18 protein-coding genes, 1 rRNA gene and 1 riboswitch are annotated in these 16,834 nt (G+C 57.5%); of the genes, 12 read left to right on the forward strand and 7 right to left on the reverse strand.

The annotated features are described in order from the left end of the window. A 16S ribosomal RNA gene (locus tag A6013_RS22965) occupies window positions 1–73 on the reverse strand; the annotation flags it as partial. Between the two features lie 560 nt (window positions 74–633). On the opposite strand from A6013_RS22965, the gene purH reads away from it, so the two are divergent. Further along, a complete protein-coding gene (purH, locus tag A6013_RS22970; protein ID WP_048958904.1) occupies window positions 634–2,223 on the forward strand; it encodes a bifunctional phosphoribosylaminoimidazolecarboxamide formyltransferase/IMP cyclohydrolase in 1,590 nt (529 codons plus the stop codon). Between the two features lie 15 nt (window positions 2,224–2,238). Continuing rightward, the gene (gene purD / locus A6013_RS22975; protein ID WP_045261355.1) at window positions 2,239–3,531 is read left to right on the forward strand and encodes a phosphoribosylamine--glycine ligase; all 1,293 of its coding nucleotides are present in this window, start codon (window positions 2,239–2,241) and stop codon (window positions 3,529–3,531) included. Window positions 3,532–3,577: 46 nt separating this feature from the next. Here the strand turns inward: purD and A6013_RS22980 are convergent, their stop codons facing one another. The 6 genes from A6013_RS22980 to nudC all read right to left on the reverse strand — a co-directional run bounded on the left by A6013_RS22980 (window position 3,578) and on the right by nudC (window position 7,930). Then, window positions 3,578–4,270, reverse strand: coding sequence for a DUF1481 domain-containing protein (locus A6013_RS22980; protein ID WP_028015109.1), 693 nt, complete (start codon window positions 4,268–4,270; stop codon window positions 3,578–3,580). Window positions 4,271–4,281: 11 nt separating this feature from the next. Continuing rightward, window positions 4,282–4,554 carry a nucleoid-associated protein HU-alpha gene (gene hupA, locus A6013_RS22985; RefSeq protein ID WP_002445246.1) on the reverse strand — a complete coding sequence of 91 codons (273 nt, stop codon included), beginning with the start codon at window positions 4,552–4,554 and terminating at the stop codon, window positions 4,282–4,284. Window positions 4,555–4,740: 186 nt separating this feature from the next. After that, entirely contained in the window at window positions 4,741–5,331 is a 591-nt protein-coding gene (locus A6013_RS22990; RefSeq protein WP_022646712.1) for a YjaG family protein, read from the reverse strand. A gap of 41 nt (window positions 5,332–5,372) precedes the next feature. After that, complete coding sequence (gene nfi, locus A6013_RS22995) at window positions 5,373–6,044, reverse strand: deoxyribonuclease V (protein WP_010425928.1); 672 nt, start codon at window positions 6,042–6,044, stop codon at window positions 5,373–5,375. A gap of 9 nt (window positions 6,045–6,053) precedes the next feature. Beyond that, window positions 6,054–7,118: a uroporphyrinogen decarboxylase gene (hemE, locus tag A6013_RS23000; RefSeq protein WP_041911588.1), complete on the reverse strand. Its 1,065-nt coding sequence runs from the start codon at window positions 7,116–7,118 to the stop codon at window positions 6,054–6,056. A 38-nt stretch (window positions 7,119–7,156) separates the two neighbouring features. Then, on the reverse strand, window positions 7,157–7,930 hold the full coding sequence (gene nudC / locus A6013_RS23005) for an NAD(+) diphosphatase (protein ID WP_069733827.1): 774 nt from the start codon (window positions 7,928–7,930) through the stop codon (window positions 7,157–7,159). 95 nt (window positions 7,931–8,025) lie between these two features. Between nudC and A6013_RS23010 the strand changes: the two genes are divergently transcribed. The 10 genes from A6013_RS23010 to A6013_RS23055 all read left to right on the forward strand — a co-directional run bounded on the left by A6013_RS23010 (window position 8,026) and on the right by A6013_RS23055 (window position 16,776). Next, window positions 8,026–8,523, forward strand: a complete 498-nt coding sequence (locus tag A6013_RS23010) for an Rsd/AlgQ family anti-sigma factor (RefSeq protein ID WP_028015105.1) — start codon at window positions 8,026–8,028, stop codon at window positions 8,521–8,523. 54 nt (window positions 8,524–8,577) lie between these two features. After that, window positions 8,578–8,687: riboswitch (TPP riboswitch) on the forward strand. 79 nt (window positions 8,688–8,766) lie between these two features. Continuing rightward, window positions 8,767–10,662 carry a phosphomethylpyrimidine synthase ThiC gene (thiC, locus tag A6013_RS23015; RefSeq protein WP_041911590.1) on the forward strand — a complete coding sequence of 632 codons (1,896 nt, stop codon included), beginning with the start codon at window positions 8,767–8,769 and terminating at the stop codon, window positions 10,660–10,662. After that, window positions 10,662–11,297 carry a thiamine phosphate synthase gene (gene thiE, locus A6013_RS23020; RefSeq protein ID WP_069733828.1) on the forward strand — a complete coding sequence of 212 codons (636 nt, stop codon included), beginning with the start codon at window positions 10,662–10,664 and terminating at the stop codon, window positions 11,295–11,297. The genes thiC and thiE overlap by 1 nt, the downstream gene beginning before the upstream one ends. Continuing rightward, window positions 11,290–12,045 (forward strand): HesA/MoeB/ThiF family protein, encoded by a 756-nt coding sequence (locus tag A6013_RS23025; protein ID WP_069733829.1) that lies wholly within the window; start codon window positions 11,290–11,292, stop codon window positions 12,043–12,045. Before thiE ends, A6013_RS23025 begins: the two co-directional genes overlap by 8 nt. Further along, on the forward strand, window positions 12,029–12,229 hold the full coding sequence (thiS, locus tag A6013_RS23030; protein ID WP_028015101.1) for a sulfur carrier protein ThiS: 201 nt from the start codon (window positions 12,029–12,031) through the stop codon (window positions 12,227–12,229). Before A6013_RS23025 ends, thiS begins: the two co-directional genes overlap by 17 nt. A 1-nt stretch (window position 12,230) precedes the next feature. Beyond that, on the forward strand, window positions 12,231–13,001 hold the full coding sequence (gene thiG / locus A6013_RS23035; RefSeq protein WP_069733830.1) for a thiazole synthase: 771 nt from the start codon (window positions 12,231–12,233) through the stop codon (window positions 12,999–13,001). After that, window positions 12,998–14,125: a 2-iminoacetate synthase ThiH gene (gene thiH / locus A6013_RS23040; RefSeq protein ID WP_049138083.1), complete on the forward strand. Its 1,128-nt coding sequence runs from the start codon at window positions 12,998–13,000 to the stop codon at window positions 14,123–14,125. Before thiG ends, thiH begins: the two co-directional genes overlap by 4 nt. A 337-nt stretch (window positions 14,126–14,462) precedes the next feature. Beyond that, a complete protein-coding gene (locus A6013_RS23045; protein WP_069733831.1) occupies window positions 14,463–16,004 on the forward strand; it encodes a sensor domain-containing diguanylate cyclase in 1,542 nt (513 codons plus the stop codon). Window positions 16,005–16,150: 146 nt separating this feature from the next. Continuing rightward, window positions 16,151–16,459 carry a PTS sugar transporter subunit IIB gene (locus A6013_RS23050; RefSeq protein ID WP_010425948.1) on the forward strand — a complete coding sequence of 103 codons (309 nt, stop codon included), beginning with the start codon at window positions 16,151–16,153 and terminating at the stop codon, window positions 16,457–16,459. Next, window positions 16,459–16,776 (forward strand): PTS lactose/cellobiose transporter subunit IIA, encoded by a 318-nt coding sequence (locus tag A6013_RS23055; protein ID WP_008503455.1) that lies wholly within the window; start codon window positions 16,459–16,461, stop codon window positions 16,774–16,776. The genes A6013_RS23050 and A6013_RS23055 overlap by 1 nt, the downstream gene beginning before the upstream one ends. Window positions 16,777–16,834: the final 58 nt, after the last annotated feature.

The raw sequence follows: 16,834 nt of genomic DNA on the forward strand, positions 1-16,834 counted from the left end.
GCTACCGTTCGACTTGCATGTGTTAGGCCTGCCGCCAGCGTTCAATCTGAGCCATGATCAAACTCTTCAATTTAAGTTTGATGCTCGTGAATTAAACTTCGTAATGAATTACGTATGTTCACTCAGAGACTTGGTATTCATTTTTCGTCTTGCGACGTTAAGAATCCATGTCACTTTGAGTGCCCACACAGATTGTCTGATAAATTGTTAAAGAGCAGTGCAACGCGGCTTTCGCTCACCGTTGCGAGGTGGCGTATATTACGCCTTCCTCTTTCAGAGTCAACCCGTTATTTCAGGATTTTTTCTCTTCAACCGACCGGGTTAACTGTGAAGTGATTCACATCCGCCGTGTCGATGGAGGCGCATTATAGGGAGTTCTCCGCGGGCCGCAACCGCTAAATGACAGAAAAATGACTGACTGCTGCATTCCCCAGCAAAACCCCGCCTTATACCCTTTTACACACAGAGTTATCCACAGCGCTTCGAAAAAGTGAAAATATGCGAGCGTTGCGCAAACGTTTTCGTTAAAATGCTCGCGCTTAACAAGGAGGCCTCGTCAGGTGTGTTAGATGAGTTTTTCGCTGGAAAATTCATCTAACGCTCTCTGTAATCGTGAAATCCAGGGGATTTACCATGCAACAACGTCGTCCAGTCCGCCGCGCTCTGCTCAGTGTTTCTGATAAAGCCGGTATCGTTGAATTCGCTCAGGCACTTTCCGCACGCGGTGTGGAGCTGCTTTCTACAGGCGGTACCGCTCGCCTGTTAGCAGATAAAGGTCTGCCGGTAACCGAAGTGTCCGACTACACCGGTTTCCCGGAAATGATGGATGGACGCGTCAAAACCCTGCATCCGAAAGTGCACGGCGGCATTCTGGGCCGTCGCGGTCAGGACGACGGTATTATGGAACAGCATGATATCGCGCCTATCGATATGGTCGTTGTTAACCTCTACCCGTTCGCCCAGACCGTCGCCCGCGAAGGCTGCTCTCTGGAAGATGCGGTTGAGAATATTGATATCGGCGGCCCAACCATGGTGCGCTCCGCGGCGAAGAACCATAAAGATGTGGCCATCGTGGTGAAGAGCAGCGACTACAGCGCCATTATTAATGAGATGGATGCTAACGACGGCTCCCTCACTCTCGAAACCCGCTTCGACCTTGCGATTAAGGCGTTCGAACACACCGCCGCGTACGACAGCATGATTGCCAACTACTTCGGTAGCCTGGTTCCTGCCTACCATTGTGAAAGCAAAGATCCTTCTGGCCGCTTCCCGCGCACCCTGAACCTGAACTTCATTAAGAAGCAGGATATGCGTTACGGTGAGAACAGCCACCAGCAGGCTGCCTTCTATATAGAAGAAGAGGTAAAGGAAGCCTCCGTTGCGACCGCCCAGCAGGTTCAGGGCAAAGCCCTTTCCTATAACAACATTGCCGACACCGACGCCGCACTGGAATGCGTGAAAGAGTTCAGCGAGCCGGCCTGCGTTATCGTCAAGCATGCCAACCCGTGCGGCGTTGCGGTAAGCACCTCTATTCTGGATGCCTACGATCGCGCCTACAAAACCGACCCGACCTCCGCGTTCGGCGGCATTATCGCCTTCAACCGCGAGCTGGATGCCGAAACCGCGCAGGCCATCATCTCCCGCCAGTTTGTCGAAGTGATCATCGCACCGTCCGCATCAGAAGAAGCGCTGAAAATCACTGCGGCAAAACAGAACGTGCGCGTGCTGGTTTGCGGTCAGTGGGCGGAACGCGTGCCGGGCCTGGACTTCAAGCGCGTGAACGGCGGTCTGCTGGTTCAGGATCGCGATTTGGGTATGGTGACAGAAGCCGACCTGCGCGTGGTGACCAAACGACAGCCGACCGAACAGGAGCTGCGCGACGCGCTGTTCTGCTGGAAAGTGGCGAAGTTCGTGAAGTCTAACGCCATTGTCTACGCAAAAGAGAACATGACCATCGGGATAGGCGCAGGCCAGATGAGCCGCGTTTACTCTGCGAAAATTGCCGGTATCAAAGCAGGCGACGAAGGCCTGGAAGTGAAAGGCTCCGCCATGGCCTCTGACGCCTTCTTCCCGTTCCGTGACGGTATTGATGCTGCGGCTGCGGTGGGCATCACCTGTGTGATCCAGCCTGGCGGCTCTATCCGCGACGACGAGGTGATTGCCGCTGCCGACGAACACGGCATCGCAATGATCTTCACCGACATGCGCCACTTCCGCCATTAATTCCCGGAGCAGAAAATGAAAGTATTAGTGATTGGTAACGGCGGGCGCGAGCACGCTCTGGCGTGGAAAGCGGCGCAGTCTCCGCAGGTTAAAACCGTCTTCGTGGCACCGGGTAACGCCGGTACCGCACTGGAACCCGCGCTGCAGAACGTGGCTATCGGCGTGACCGATATCCCGGCGCTGCTGAGCTTTGCCCAGACCGAGAACATCGATCTGACCATCGTCGGCCCGGAAGCGCCGCTGGTAATTGGCGTGGTTGACGCCTTCCGCGCTGCGGGCCTGAAAATCTTCGGCCCAACGGAAGGTGCCGCACAGCTGGAAGGCTCCAAAGCCTTCACCAAAGATTTCCTCGCGCGTCATAACATTCCGACGGCGGAGTATCAGAACTTCACCGACGTCGAGCCCGCGCTGGCTTACCTGCGTGAAAAAGGCGCGCCGATTGTCATCAAAGCCGACGGTCTGGCCGCCGGGAAAGGCGTGATCGTGGCGATGACGCTCGAAGAAGCCGAAGCGGCCGTTCAGGATATGCTGGCAGGCAACGCCTTTGGCGATGCGGGCCACCGCATCGTGATCGAAGAGTTCCTCGACGGCGAAGAGGCGAGCTTTATCGTAATGGTCGACGGCGAGCACGTTCTGCCGATGGCCACCAGCCAGGATCACAAGCGCGTTGGCAATGGCGATACCGGCCCCAACACCGGCGGGATGGGCGCTTACTCCCCTGCTCCCGTTGTTACCGATGAGGTGCATCAGCGCACCATGGACCGCATCATCTGGCCTACCGTGAAGGGCATGGCGGCGGAAGGCAATACCTACACCGGTTTCCTCTACGCGGGCCTGATGATTGACAAGCAGGGTAACCCGAAGGTGATTGAATTCAACTGCCGCTTCGGCGATCCGGAAACCCAGCCCATCATGCTGCGCATGAAATCCGACCTGGTGGATCTGTGTCTGGCGGCCTGCGAAGGCAAGCTGGACGAGAAAACCTCAGAGTGGGACGAGCGTGCGTCTCTGGGCGTGGTGATTGCTGCGGGTGGCTATCCGGGGAACTACAGCACCGGAGATGAGATCCACGGCCTGCCGCTGGAAGAGATTGACGGCGCGAAGGTGTTCCACGCCGGTACGAAGCTGGCTGACGATGACCGCGTGCTGACCAACGGCGGCCGCGTGCTGTGTGCGACCGCGCTGGGTCAGACCGTAGCAGAAGCGCAGAAACGCGCCTATGCGCTGATGGCGGATATTCACTGGAACGGCAGCTTCAGCCGTCAGGATATCGGTTATCGTGCTATTGCGCGGGAGCAGGGGGAGTAATTTCCCCTCACCCTAACCCTCTCCCTCAAGGGAGAGGGAACTTAAATCAAAAACTTTTCTCTGTCGGCTGCCAGGTGCAGAAGTCTTCGTTCGCCACCAGCAGCAGCTGAGAGCCTTCCGGCGCCTCAAGCCACGCCACGCTCACTTCCATAGACGAATGCCGCTGACGGCGCTGAATGTGTTCGGTTGCCCAGGATTCAAGCTCAGGCTTTACGGTCTGCCCTTCGCAGGTGGTCACCGTGCCATCGGCATGCCAGCGCCCCTGGCGCAGCACCACGCGGCCCTGGCGCAGCGCGTCGCTGGTCTGACGGAGCTGTTCGGCGCGGTAGCGGTAAAGGGCGACCTGATCGCTGGAAAGCTGCTGTTTCAACCCGCTGACTTCATGCTGCATAAAGCTCAGCTCGCCGTGGTCGTCGAAACGCACCTTCACGTGTTCGGGGGTCTTGCTGTAGATGTTCAGTTCAATCAGCGACAGCGCATCGCCCTGCCAGCGGTACTCTGCGGTCGAGGTGTTGCCGTTATGCCACGGGCTGAACGCGGTAAGCATATGGACTTCATCGCTGGAATCTTTACGCCAGATCCTGACCGCGCCCTGGTTGTCAGCATAGCCACTGGCGGTAAACGGGGGGAGTGAGGAGTCATGGCTACAGGCAGACAGCAACAGTACGCCTGCCAGCGCGAGCGTGCCACGCCAGAATGACAAAAGGGGCGTTGCCGCCCCTTCGTTAAAACTGTTCACTGCCACGCGTCTTACTTAACTGCGTCTTTCAGTGCTTTACCAGAAACAAATGCCGGCACGTTAGCTGCGGCGATTTTGATTTCTTTACCGGTCTGCGGGTTGCGGCCAGTACGCTCAGCGCGGTGGTTCACTTTGAAGGTACCGAAACCAACCAGTTGTACAGCATCGCCTTCTTTCAGAGACTCAGTAATAGCAGCCAGGGTAGATTCCAGAGCAGCTTTAGCCTGCACTTTAGACAGATCAGCCTTGTCCGCAATTACATCAATCAGTTGAGTCTTGTTCATAAGTTATCCTTTCAATGTGTTTATCGCTTGCTAAGCATCGAGTGCGACGAAAATGCCAAAAAAGCACTCTCCTGCATACACGCACCGATAGCCACTTTTTTTCGCCCCCCAAATGTAGACCAGACGGGGGGCAGAAGGGAAGAGTCGAGGTGCGACAAAACAGGCGTTAAATCACGTTTTGTTGTCTCATTGGTTAAAAATTATACCAATATTGCTCTCACCGGCCTCACGCAGGTCCGCGCGCAGCCCTTTGATCAGCTCAATATCACGCTCTTCACACTCTGCCAGCAGGCGGAAAATCTCCCACTGAATGTCCCATTCCTGTTCAACCGCCGGGTTAGCACGCAGCTCTTCGTCGGTCATTTCGCGGCCTTCCTGCGTCATTTCCAGCATCGCGACGGTCGTAATGGATGCCTTACTGACTTCAATGGCGTGCTCCAGCGTTTCACCGCTCAGACGAGAGTGGATCAGCTCGCTCAACGCCACGCAGGCGTCGATAGCCGGATAAACGCCGTACAGGTCGTAATCGTCCGCCGCCGGGATCGCCTCTTCCAGCTTTTCGAGCTGTGAATCGAAGTTCACCTTTGCGTCTTTCACCGTCAGCGTCTCCCAGATCAAATCCAGGATACGTCGATAAATCTGGCCTTCGCCAAACTCCGTTTGCTTACAGAACGCGGCATAGTTGGGATACATGCGCTCGCACAGGCAAGCCATAAACGTCACGTGCTGCCAGCTTTCCAGCTTCTCAAGGCGCAGATGAATCGGGTTTTGTAACATGATGATGTCTCGAATCGAAAATTAGCCGCAGTTTACCTGAATCACGGCTGAATTTCCTGCCAACGAATGAATGCCGGACGTGAAGAGGCAACGGCGTCAGCCCAGCGGGTTGGCTCCGGTAACCGGTAGCCCTTCATGCAGCGCTGCACCCACGCCAGCGCGCTGTCCATGCTCACCCGATGCCCGGTGGCGATAAACAGCGGATTACAGCGCGCTTTACTGCGCCAGACCCACGCCAGCTGCTCGCCTTTATGGATAAGCGGCGCCAGCGCGCCCGGTTCGGCAGAAAGCGGCTCAAACGCGCCGCACAGGCGTTTTTTCGCCACGCCGATGGTCGGCACGTCCACCAGCAGACCAAAGTGGCTGGCGACGCCTAAGCGACGCGGATGGGAGATACCGTGCCCGTCAACAAACAGGAGGTCAGGTTTTTGCGAGAGTTGCTCCCACGCGGCCAGCAGCGCGGGGTATTCGCGGAAGGAGAGAAAGCCGGGAATATAGGGCATGGTGGTGGCGATACGCGCCACCTTGTACTCCACCAGCTCCAGCGACGGGTATTTCAGCACCACCATCGCCGCCCGCGTCACTTCACCGCCCTGCTCGAACCCGACGTCCGCCCCGCCAATGTACTGCGGGGGATCCTTATCCAGACGATCCTCGCGGATCACCGATGAAGCCAGTTCGATTTGCTGAGCGCGTAGCGACGCGAGATCCATAACCACTCCTTACTTGTGATACTGGGCAGAAAGCCGATGCACCGCCTCCACAAATACGCCTGCGTGTTCAGGCGGCACATCCTGATGAATGCCGTGGCCGAGGTTAAAGACGTGGCCTTCACCCTGGCCGAAACCAGACAGTATAGTCGACACTTCCTCTTCGATGCGGGCAGGCTGAGCATAGAGCATGGACGGATCCATGTTGCCCTGTAGCGCCACTTTGTCGCCCACGCGACGGCGCGCATCGGCAATATCGGTGGTCCAGTCGAGGCCCAGCGCGTCGCAGCCGGTGGCCGCCATCGCTTCCAGCCATTGGCCACCGCCTTTAGTGAACAGCGTTACCGGCACGCGGCGACCGTCGTTTTCACGCAGCAGGCCGTCAACGATTTTGTGCATGTAGTACAGGGAAAACTGCTGATAATCACGTCCGGTCAGCACGCCGCCCCAGGTGTCGAAAATCATCACCGACTGCGCGCCCGCTTTAATCTGCGCGTTGAGGTAGAGCGTAACGCTCTTCGCCAGCTTGTCGAGCAGTGCATGCAGCGCCAGCGGTTCGGCGTACATCATCTTTTTAATCAGGGTGAAGGCTTTGCTGCTGCCGCCTTCAACCATGTAGGTGGCCAGCGTCCACGGGCTGCCGGAGAAGCCAATCAGCGGCACTTCGCCCTTCAGCTCGCGGCGAATGGTGCGCACGGCGTTCATCACGTAGCCCAGTTCGCCTTCCGGATCGGGGATCGGCAGCTTATCGACGTCGGCTTTGCTTTTGATCGGCGAGGTAAAGCGCGGGCCTTCGCCGGTTTCGAAATAGAGCCCCAGGCCCATCGCGTCCGGAATGGTAAGAATGTCCGAAAAGAGAATGGCGGCATCCAGCGGGAAGCGGCGCAGCGGCTGGAGCGTCACTTCACAGGCCAACTCGGCGTTTTTGCACAGCGACATAAAATCGCCCGCCTGCGCGCGCGTGGCTTTGTACTCTGGCAGATAGCGTCCCGCCTGGCGCATCATCCACACCGGGGTGACATCAACGGGCTGGCGCAGCAGCGCACGCAGATAACGATCGTTCTTCAGTTCGGTCATTTTGCAGTTCCTTATTGCGTCAGTCCGTCAGTGTAACACTACTCATACTCGGCCCGACAGATTGCCACGGTATCTTCTATCAGGCGACGCGCCACCGTTCCCGGCGGGGGTAACAGCGGTAAATTGTCGTAGCGGTACCAGTTCGCCTCCAGCAGCTCTTTCTGGTCGATAACAATCTCGCCGCTGTCATATTCCGCCATAAACGCGGTCATCAGAGACATCGGGAACGGCCACGGCTGGGAGGTCACGTAGCGCAGGTTCTTCACCTTGATGCTGCTCTCCTCCATCACCTCGCGCGCCACCGCCTGCTCCAGCGTTTCGCCGACTTCGACGAACCCGGCGAGGACGGTATGAATGCCGTTGCGATGACGGGTATGCTGCGCCAGCAGGATGGAATCATCACGGCGGATGGCGACGATGATGCACGGCGCGATTTGGGGGTAGTAGCGTTCACGGCAGTGGCCGCAGAGCAGCGCCCATTCGGTTTTGCTTGGGTGCATGGTGTGGCCGCAGTAACCGCAATATTTGTGCGAACGGTAAAACTCCGCCAGCTGTACGCCGCGCCCCGCCAGCTGGAACAGGCCGACGTCCAGATCTAACACCTGACGTACGGATCCCATATCCTGACGGCGCGCCTGTTGGATCAACCACACGGGATCGCCCTGCCACTCGCCGATCTTCAGCGCGGACTGGCCCACCAGATCGAACGTTTCCGCGGCACCGTAGGGCAACTCTCCTGAGGGCAGCCATAATTTTTGTTCGTGGCTGACGATCCACCAACCCAGATCTGATTTTTCAATAATACGATCCATATCTATTGCACTACCTTCGCTTCACTGACATGTTGTTAGCATTGTGGTTACATTTTGGATAAGCAGATCCCATTCTAAACCTTATGGAGTCGACCATGTTAAACCAGCTGGAAAGCCTGACTGAGCGCGTTGGAGGAAGTAACACCCTGGTGGATCGCTGGCTACATGTGCGCAAGCATCTCCTTGTGGCGTATTACAATCTGGTCGGTCTTAAGCCTGGCAAAGAATCCTTTATGCGGCTGAACGAAAAAGCGCTGGATGATTTTTGTCAGAGCCTTGTCGACTACCTGTCCGACGGCCATTTCAACATTTATGAACGCATTATCCGCGAAATGGAAGGGACAACGCCGTATTTAGCGGCCAGCAAACTCTGTCCGCAGCTGGAAGCCAATACCCAGCAGATCATGGACTATTACGATTCCACGCTCGAGAACGCCATCGATCACGATAACTATCTTGAGTTCCAGCAGGCGCTGTCCGACCTGGGCGAAGCGCTGGAAGAGCGATTCACGCTGGAAGATAAGCTCATCGCCCTCGTACTGGATAACAACCTGAATATCAGCAGCAGCGATAACGTTGCGCGCCCTGCTTGAGTTCTTAACCGTTAACGAGTAATTTACAACCAGTCGCCCCTCTGCGGAGGGGGATTTTTCTTGTCGGAGTGCCCAGTGTGTAAGCACGGGCTGAGACCGTTAATTCGGGATCCGCGGAACCTGATCAGGTTAATACCTGCGAAGGGAACAAGAGTCACGCTGCTGTTGTATCGCCCCTGGGGCGATCTCCTCTTGCTTCATCCGTCGTCTGACAAGCCATGTCCTTCACTTCTGGAATGAGCTATGTCTACAACAAAACTGACCCGCCGCGAACAGCGTGCACAGGCCCAACACTTCATCGACACCCTGGAAGGCACCGCTTTCCCGAACTCGAAACGCATCTACATCACCGGTTCACAGGCCGATATCCGCGTGCCGATGCGCGAAATCCAGCTCAGCCCGACGCTTATCGGCGGCAGCAAAGAGAACCCCCAATATGAAGACAACGAAGCCGTGCCGGTATACGACACCTCCGGCCCGTACGGCGATCCTGATGTTGCTATCAACGTGCAGCAAGGTCTGGCAAAGCTGCGCCAGCCGTGGATTGAGGCGCGTAACGACTGCGAAGAACTGAGCGTGCGCAGCTCTGCGTACACCAAAGAACGCCTGGCCGACGACGGCCTGGACGAGCTGCGCTTTACCGGCCTGCTGACGCCAAAACGCGCCAGAGCGGGCAAATGCGTAACCCAGCTGCACTACGCGCGCCAGGGTATCGTCACGCCGGAGATGGAGTTCATCGCCATCCGCGAAAACATGGGCCGCGAGCGCATCCGCAGCGAAATATTGCGCCACCAGCATCCGGGTGAAGGCTTTGGCGCTCGCCTGCCGGAGAACATCACGCCGGAGTTTGTGCGTGACGAAGTGGCCGCCGGACGCGCGATTATCCCCGCCAACATCAACCACCCGGAATCGGAGCCGATGATTATCGGCCGCAACTTCCTGGTGAAGGTCAACGCCAACATCGGCAACTCTGCCGTCACCTCGTCCATCGAAGAAGAGGTGGAAAAGCTGGTCTGGTCCACGCGCTGGGGTGCGGACACGGTGATGGACCTCTCCACTGGCCGCTACATCCACGAAACCCGCGAGTGGATCCTGCGTAACAGCCCGGTGCCGATTGGCACCGTCCCGATTTATCAGGCGCTGGAGAAGGTCAACGGCATCGCCGAAAACCTCACCTGGGAAGCGTTCCGCGACACGCTGCTGGAGCAGGCGGAACAGGGCGTGGACTACTTCACCATCCACGCGGGCGTGCTGCTGCGCTACGTGCCGATGACGGCGAAACGTCTGACCGGCATCGTCTCGCGGGGTGGCTCCATCATGGCGAAATGGTGCCTGTCCCATCATCAGGAAAACTTCCTTTACGAGCACTTCCGCGAGATCTGCGAGATCTGCGCCGCGTACGACGTCTCCCTGTCGCTGGGCGACGGCCTGCGTCCTGGCTCCATCCGCGACGCCAACGACGAGGCGCAGTTTGCCGAGCTGCACACCCTGGGCGAGCTGACTAAAATCGCCTGGGAGTATGACGTGCAGGTGATGATTGAAGGCCCGGGCCACGTGCCGATGCAGATGATCCGCCGCAACATGACCGAGGAGCTGGAGCACTGCCACGAAGCGCCGTTCTACACTCTGGGGCCGTTGACCACAGATATCGCACCGGGCTACGACCACTTCACCTCCGGGATTGGCGCGGCGATGATCGGCTGGTTCGGCTGCGCCATGCTCTGCTACGTGACGCCGAAAGAGCACCTCGGCCTGCCCAACAAAGAGGACGTAAAGCAGGGACTGATTACCTATAAAATTGCCGCCCACGCGGCGGATCTGGCGAAAGGCCACCCGGGCGCGCAAATCCGCGACAACGCCATGTCCAAAGCGCGCTTTGAATTCCGCTGGGAAGACCAGTTTAACCTGGCGCTGGATCCGTTTACCGCCCGCGCCTACCACGACGAAACCCTGCCCCAGGAGTCGGGCAAGGTGGCGCACTTCTGCTCCATGTGTGGGCCAAAATTCTGCTCGATGAAAATCAGCCAGGAGGTGCGGGATTACGCCGCCGCGCAGACCATTGAAGTCGGTATGGCGGACATGTCGGAAACCTTCCGCGCCAGAGGCGGCGAAATTTACCTCAAAAAAGAGGAGGCGTAATGTACAAGCCCGATTTCCCCTCCGTGCCCTTTCGCTTAGGGCTTTACCCGGTGGTGGACAGCGTGGAGTGGATCGCCCGCCTGCTGGAGGCCGGCGTTCGCACCCTCCAGCTGCGCATCAAAGATAAGCGTGATGAAGAGGTGGAGGCCGACGTCGTCGCCGCCATCGCGCTGGGGCATCGCTACAATGCCCGCCTGTTTATCAACGACTACTGGCGGCTGGCCGTTAAGCACCGGGCGTACGGCGTGCATTTGGGCCAGGAGGATCTGGAAACCACCGATCTGAACGCCATTCGCCAGGCTGGCCTGCGCCTTGGCGTTTCAACACACGATGATATGGAAATCGACGTGGCGCTGGCGGCCCGCCCCTCCTACATCGCCCTCGGTCACGTTTTTCCGACGCAAACCAAGCAGATGCCTTCTGCCCCGCAGGGTCTGACGCAGCTGACGGCGCACGTTAAGCGCCTTGCCGATTACCCGACCGTCGCCATCGGTGGAATCAGCCTTGAACGCGCCCCGGCGGTGCTGGAGACCGGCGTCGGCAGTATCGCCGTCGTCAGCGCTATCACCCAGGCGGCAGACTGGCGGTCCGCCACCGCGCAGCTTTTACAGCTGGCAGGAGCGGGCGATGAATGACCGCGATTTTATGCGCTACAGCCGCCAGATCCTGCTGGAGGATATTGCCATTGACGGGCAGCAAAAGCTGCTCGCCAGCCGGGTACTGATTGTCGGCCTGGGCGGATTAGGCGCGCCCGCCGCGCTGTATCTGGCCGGTGCGGGCGTGGGCACGCTGGTGCTGGCCGATGACGACGAGGTGCACCTCAGCAACCTGCAACGGCAAATCCTCTTCACGACTGAAGATGTTAACCAGCCTAAAGCGCAGATCACCCGGCAGCGGCTTAACCAGCTTAATCCGGATATCGAACTGATTGCTCTGCAGGAGCGGCTCAGCGGTGAAAGCCTGCGCCATGAGGTCGCCCTTGCCGACGCGGTGCTGGACTGCACGGACAACATGGCGACGCGCCAGGCGATTAACGCCGCCTGCGTGGCCACTAATACGCCGCTTATCACCGCCAGCGCGGTGGGGTTCGGTGGGCAGATAATGGTCCTGACCCCGCCGTGGGCGCAGGGCTGTTACCGCTGCCTGTGGCCGGACGAGGCTGAACCGGAGCGTAACTGCCGCACGGCAGGCATTCTTGGCCCGGTGGTGGGCGTGATGGGAACCCTCCAGGCGCTGGAGGCCATCAAGCTGCTCAGCGGCATGGAGACGGAACGCAACACGCTCCGGCTGTTCGACGCCCGCTCCAGCGGCTGGCGCCATCTGGCACTACACCGCGCCAGCCACTGCCCGGTATGCGGAGGCCACGATGCGCATTCTGTTTAACGATGAGCCGATGACGTGCGACGACGGTCTCACCGTTGCCGCCCTGCTCGACAAATTGCGCCAGCTCAAGCCGGGAACGGCGCTGGCGCTCAATCAACAGATCCTGCCGCGCGAGCAGTGGGAACTTCAGCAGGTCAATGAAGGCGACCAGATCCTGCTGTTTCAGGTTATCGCAGGGGGCTGAGATGTTACGTATTGCTGATAAAGTCTTTGATTCACATCTGTTTACCGGAACCGGCAAATTCGCCTCGCCGCAGCTGATGGTGGATGCTATTCGTGAAAGCGGCAGCCAACTGGTAACGCTGGCGATGAAGCGCGTGGATCTGCGCCAGCACAACGATGCCATACTTGCGCCGCTCCTGGAGGCAGGCGTGACGCTGCTGCCCAACACCTCCGGCGCGAAAACGGCCGAGGAGGCGATTTTCGCCGCACAGCTGGCGCGGGAAGCGCTCGGCACCCGCTGGCTGAAGCTGGAAATTCACCCGGATGCCCGCTGGCTGCTGCCCGACCCGATCGAGACCCTGAAAGCCGCAGAAAAGCTGGTGCAGCAGGGGTTTACCGTTCTGCCTTACTGCGGCGCGGATCCCGTGCTGTGTAAGCGTCTGGAAGAGGTCGGCTGCGCCGCCGTCATGCCGCTGGGGGCGCCCATTGGCTCCAATCAGGGGCTGGAAACCCGCGCGATGCTGGAGATCATCATCGAGCAGGCGACCGTGCCGGTGGTGGTGGATGCAGGGATCGGCGTGCCCAGCCATGCCGCGCAGGCGCTGGAAATGGGTGCCGATGCGGTGCTGGTGAATACCGCCATTGCGGTGGCCGACGACCCGGTCAGGATGGCGCGTGCGTTTCGTCTCGCCGTGGAGGCTGGCGTGCTAGCCAGAGAGTCCGGCCCCGGCTCGCGCAGTTTTCAGGCACAGGCCACCAGCCCGCTGACCGGTTTTCTGGAGGCGATCTCATGAGCACGTTTACCGAGCGCTGGCGCGAGCTTAACTGGGACGATATTGCCCTGCGCATCAACAGCAAAACGACTGCTGACGTCGAGCGCGCGCTGAATGCCCGTCATCTGAACCGGGAGGATTTAATGGCCCTGCTCTCGCCGGCGGCCAGCGCCTACCTTGAACCAATGGCGCAGCGCGCCCAGCGCCTCACCCGGCAGCGGTTTGGCAATACGGTGAGCTTCTACGTCCCGCTCTATCTTTCGAACCTGTGCGCCAACGACTGTACCTACTGTGGTTTTTCCATGAGCAACCGCATCAAGCGGAAAACGCTCGATGAAGAGGAGATCGCACGCGAGTGTGCTGCTATTCGTGAAATGGGGTTCGAACATCTTCTGCTGGTCACGGGCGAGCATCAGGGGAAAGTGGGAATGGACTATTTCCGCCAGCATCTGCCTGCGATACGTCGGGAGTTTGCGTCGTTGCAGATGGAGGTTCAGCCCCTGTCGCAGGACGAGTATGCGGAGTTAAAAACACTCGGGCTGGACGGCGTTATGGTCTATCAGGAAACCTACCACGAGGCGACGTACGCGCGGCATCACCTGAAAGGAAAGAAGCAGGATTTTTTCTTCCGGCTGGAAACGCCGGACAGGCTGGGCCGCGCCGGGATCGACAAAATCGGGCTGGGTGCGCTAATTGGGCTTTCCGATAGCTGGCGGGTAGATTGCTACATGGTGGCAGAACATCTGCTGTGGCTGCAACAGCACTACTGGCAGACCCGATACTCCATCTCCTTCCCACGCCTGCGCCCCTGCGCAGGCGGCATTGAACCGGCTTCGCTGATGGATGAACGCCAGCTGGTGCAGACCATCTGCGCGTTTCGCCTGCTCGCCCCGGAAGTGGAGTTATCGCTCTCAACGCGTGAATCTCCGGCGTTTCGCGATCGCGTCATCCCGCTGGCGATTAACAACGTCAGCGCGTTTTCCAAAACGCAGCCGGGCGGGTATGCAGACGATCATCCGGAGCTTGAGCAGTTTGCACCGCATGACGGACGGCGTCCGGAAGCCGTTGCCGCCGCCCTGACGGCACAGGGTTTACAGCCTGTCTGGAAAGACTGGGACAGCTGGCTGGGAAGAGCCTCGCAATGACGATGTAACGCACTGCAACACGGTAGAAAATTATCGAGGCGTTACGGAAAGGTAAAACCGGATGATTGTCAGCGATCGTCCGGTTTTTTATTGTCATCAGGTCAGCAACGGACGCTGACCAGGGCGAAAAGCTTCTTCCTCGTTTCGCCCTGCCTCCGATTCCGTGCATAAGAGGGGCGCAAAAATATGGATAAGGAATTTCTTAGTGATTCTTAAGATAAATCATCTCGCCTGAAATCGTGTTCCGTATAATTCACCGCTAACCGCAGGACAGCGACTATGCTGAGAGGATATCGGCAGACGAAAAATATTCACCATCAGGATCGATGTACAACTCATGGCACTTCACAGCAAAAAGCTCTCTTTCACCCGACCCATTATGCTCAGCTTCGCGGGGATTCTGTGCAGTTTTGCGCTGATCGCGGTCGTGGTAACTCTTTCACAACGAAAGGATTTCCTTGAGGACTATCATAAGATTAATGGCAATTTCACCCATAACCTTGCGGTGAACTACACCGAGTCAATCCTGCGTGAAAACGACTATATCCTGGGCCGCTCCGCGATGTATTTTGCACGCGATGACAGGCTAAACGAGACCCTCAACGTCAACCCGACGCAAGGGCTGCAGATGATGATGCATTTGCAAAACCTGATGCCGACCGTGTCATCCATCTCGCTGGCAGACACGCAGGGACATTATCTGCGCGCGCCGGAAGTGCTCCAGACGGAAAAGAGTAAAACCTTCGATCCCCGGACGCGTCCGTGGTTTGTCGCCCATGCTGAAGCCAGTATATTCAGCCACTACACCCGTCCCTATATGGACTACTTCAACGGTCATCCGACGGTCACACTCTATAAACCGTTGATTTCACCAGAAGGTCGACTTAAAGGTACGATTGCGTTTCATCTCGACTTAACGTCAATGGGCTACACCCTGCGTCAGATGGTCGCCCCTGTTCAGGGGGAATTCTTCGTCGTCGAACGCGATGGCGCCGTCGTGCTGCACCCAGATACGGGCGTGCTTTTCAAACAGTACGTCAGCGAAGCGCTGATGGATAAAATGACCAGCGGCGAAGGCCACCTTTACGATAAGAAAACCGACGCCTGGTATTACTACTACTCATTTACCAATCCGGACTGGTTTGTCATCTACAGGGTCTCTGGCGCAACGCTTACCGATATCACCCGACACGAAACAACAATCGTAGGCTGGGGTTTCGCGCTGGCGGCCATCATTATCATTCTCTTTGGCCTCTATCTGCGTCATGCCTCGCGTACCGTGTTGATGACCATTATCAATGCGATCAAAACGGGCGATGTGAGCCAGGCGCCGCGTCTGGAAGCGATGCTGAGCCGCACCATTCAGTCCAATAAAGAGCGTGAGATGGCGTATGTTCGTCAGGCCACTCACGATGCGCTGACCGGCTGCAAAAACCGCCGTGCGTTCGATAACGATGTGGAGGAATTATTAAATGCCCACCAGCCTTTCGCGATGGCGCTGGTTGATATTGATAACTTCAAGTCAATTAACGACACGTGGGGACACCTGAGCGGCGACATTGTCCTGCGTAACGTGGCGCGCGAGGGGATCCAGATAATGCAGCCCCACCACGTCTCGGTCTATCGCTACGGTGGTGAAGAGTTCGCGGTAATTTTCCAGGCCGAGCAGATCGCTGCCGCATTTTCATTGCTTGACGCATGGCGCACCGTCGTTGCAAGACGCGTATGGCGGGAAGAAAATCTGCACGTCACGTTCAGCGCGGGTCTGGGTGAATGGCACTTCGAACCGCTGGAACAATTTGTAGGTAGCGTTGATAACGCGCTCTACAGTGCTAAAAAGCAGGGAAAAAACCGTATTGTTCGCACTGCCGTCGGCTGACTTTCTCTCTTACTCGAAGAATTGTAACCGGTTTCAGAAAAATGCCGCTTTCTTTGTGATGCCTGACACACAATCGCGGTAAAGCGGTTGTTGAAGCTCTCTGCGCAGGATAATTATCAATAAACACATGTAGATCGAGGCTGATTATGAAGAACATCGTTTTATGCTGTGCAGCGGGAATGTCAACCAGCATGCTGGTTCAACGTATGAAAGATGCCGCGCAGAAAAAAGGGGTTGAAGTCACCATTAAAGCCGTTCCGGTTGCGGAGTTTAAAGACAATATCGCGACGGCCGACATCGTATTACTGGGGCCACAGGTCAAATACGAGCAGGCTAAACTGCAGGCACAGGCCGACCCGCTGGGCAAAAAGGTCGCGGTGATCGACATGATGGATTACGGCATGATGAAAGGCGATGCCGTACTGGAAAAAGCGCTTAAACTGCTGGAGTCATAATGGAAGACTTAGAAACCACAATCATGGAACTGCTGGTCAACGCCGGTGCGGCCCGCAGTGCGGCCCTGACGGCTCTGCAGATGGCGCGTAAAGGTGAGTTTGACGAAGCTGAAAAAGCGATGGAAGAATCCCGCGAATATGTGAAGCACGCGCATACGATCCAGACGCAGCTTATTGGACTTGACGAAGGGACCGGGAAACTGCCTGTTAACCTGATCACCGTTCATTCTCAAGACCACCTGATGAACGCGATGGTTATTCAGGATCTGGCGGGCGATATGATTGAGCTTTATCGACGCATCCCGCTAGTGAATTGAAGAAATGCAGATATAAAAAAACCCGCCGAGGCGGGTTTTTTATTTACGGCATCAACGA

It is taken from the genome of Enterobacter sp. IF2SW-B1 (assembly GCF_001743375.1).
Classification (GTDB): Bacteria; Pseudomonadota; Gammaproteobacteria; order Enterobacterales; family Enterobacteriaceae; genus Enterobacter; species Enterobacter bugandensis.

Bases quoted from the DNA above. Each gene is read 5' to 3' on its own strand.
- nfi (WP_010425928.1), bottom strand. From the start codon at position 6,044: ATGGATCTCGCGTCGCTACGCGCTCAGCAAATCGAACTGGCTTCATCG.
- thiS (WP_028015101.1), top strand. From the start codon at position 12,029: ATGCGCATTCTGTTTAACGATGAGCCGATGACGTGCGACGACGGTCTC.
- purD (WP_045261355.1), top strand. From the start codon at position 2,239: ATGAAAGTATTAGTGATTGGTAACGGCGGGCGCGAGCACGCTCTGGCG.
- thiC (WP_041911590.1), top strand. From the start codon at position 8,767: ATGTCTACAACAAAACTGACCCGCCGCGAACAGCGTGCACAGGCCCAA.
- thiE (WP_069733828.1), top strand. From the start codon at position 10,662: ATGTACAAGCCCGATTTCCCCTCCGTGCCCTTTCGCTTAGGGCTTTAC.
- A6013_RS23025 (WP_069733829.1), top strand. From the start codon at position 11,290: ATGAATGACCGCGATTTTATGCGCTACAGCCGCCAGATCCTGCTGGAG.
- A6013_RS23050 (WP_010425948.1), top strand. From the start codon at position 16,151: ATGAAGAACATCGTTTTATGCTGTGCAGCGGGAATGTCAACCAGCATG.
- hemE (WP_041911588.1), bottom strand. From the start codon at position 7,118: ATGACCGAACTGAAGAACGATCGTTATCTGCGTGCGCTGCTGCGCCAG.
- thiG (WP_069733830.1), top strand. From the start codon at position 12,231: ATGTTACGTATTGCTGATAAAGTCTTTGATTCACATCTGTTTACCGGA.
- nudC (WP_069733827.1), bottom strand. From the start codon at position 7,930: ATGGATCGTATTATTGAAAAATCAGATCTGGGTTGGTGGATCGTCAGC.
- thiH (WP_049138083.1), top strand. From the start codon at position 12,998: ATGAGCACGTTTACCGAGCGCTGGCGCGAGCTTAACTGGGACGATATT.
- purH (WP_048958904.1), top strand. From the start codon at position 634: ATGCAACAACGTCGTCCAGTCCGCCGCGCTCTGCTCAGTGTTTCTGAT.
- A6013_RS22990 (WP_022646712.1), bottom strand. From the start codon at position 5,331: ATGTTACAAAACCCGATTCATCTGCGCCTTGAGAAGCTGGAAAGCTGG.
- A6013_RS23055 (WP_008503455.1), top strand. From the start codon at position 16,459: ATGGAAGACTTAGAAACCACAATCATGGAACTGCTGGTCAACGCCGGT.
- A6013_RS23010 (WP_028015105.1), top strand. From the start codon at position 8,026: ATGTTAAACCAGCTGGAAAGCCTGACTGAGCGCGTTGGAGGAAGTAAC.
- hupA (WP_002445246.1), bottom strand. From the start codon at position 4,554: ATGAACAAGACTCAACTGATTGATGTAATTGCGGACAAGGCTGATCTG.
- A6013_RS23045 (WP_069733831.1), top strand. From the start codon at position 14,463: ATGGCACTTCACAGCAAAAAGCTCTCTTTCACCCGACCCATTATGCTC.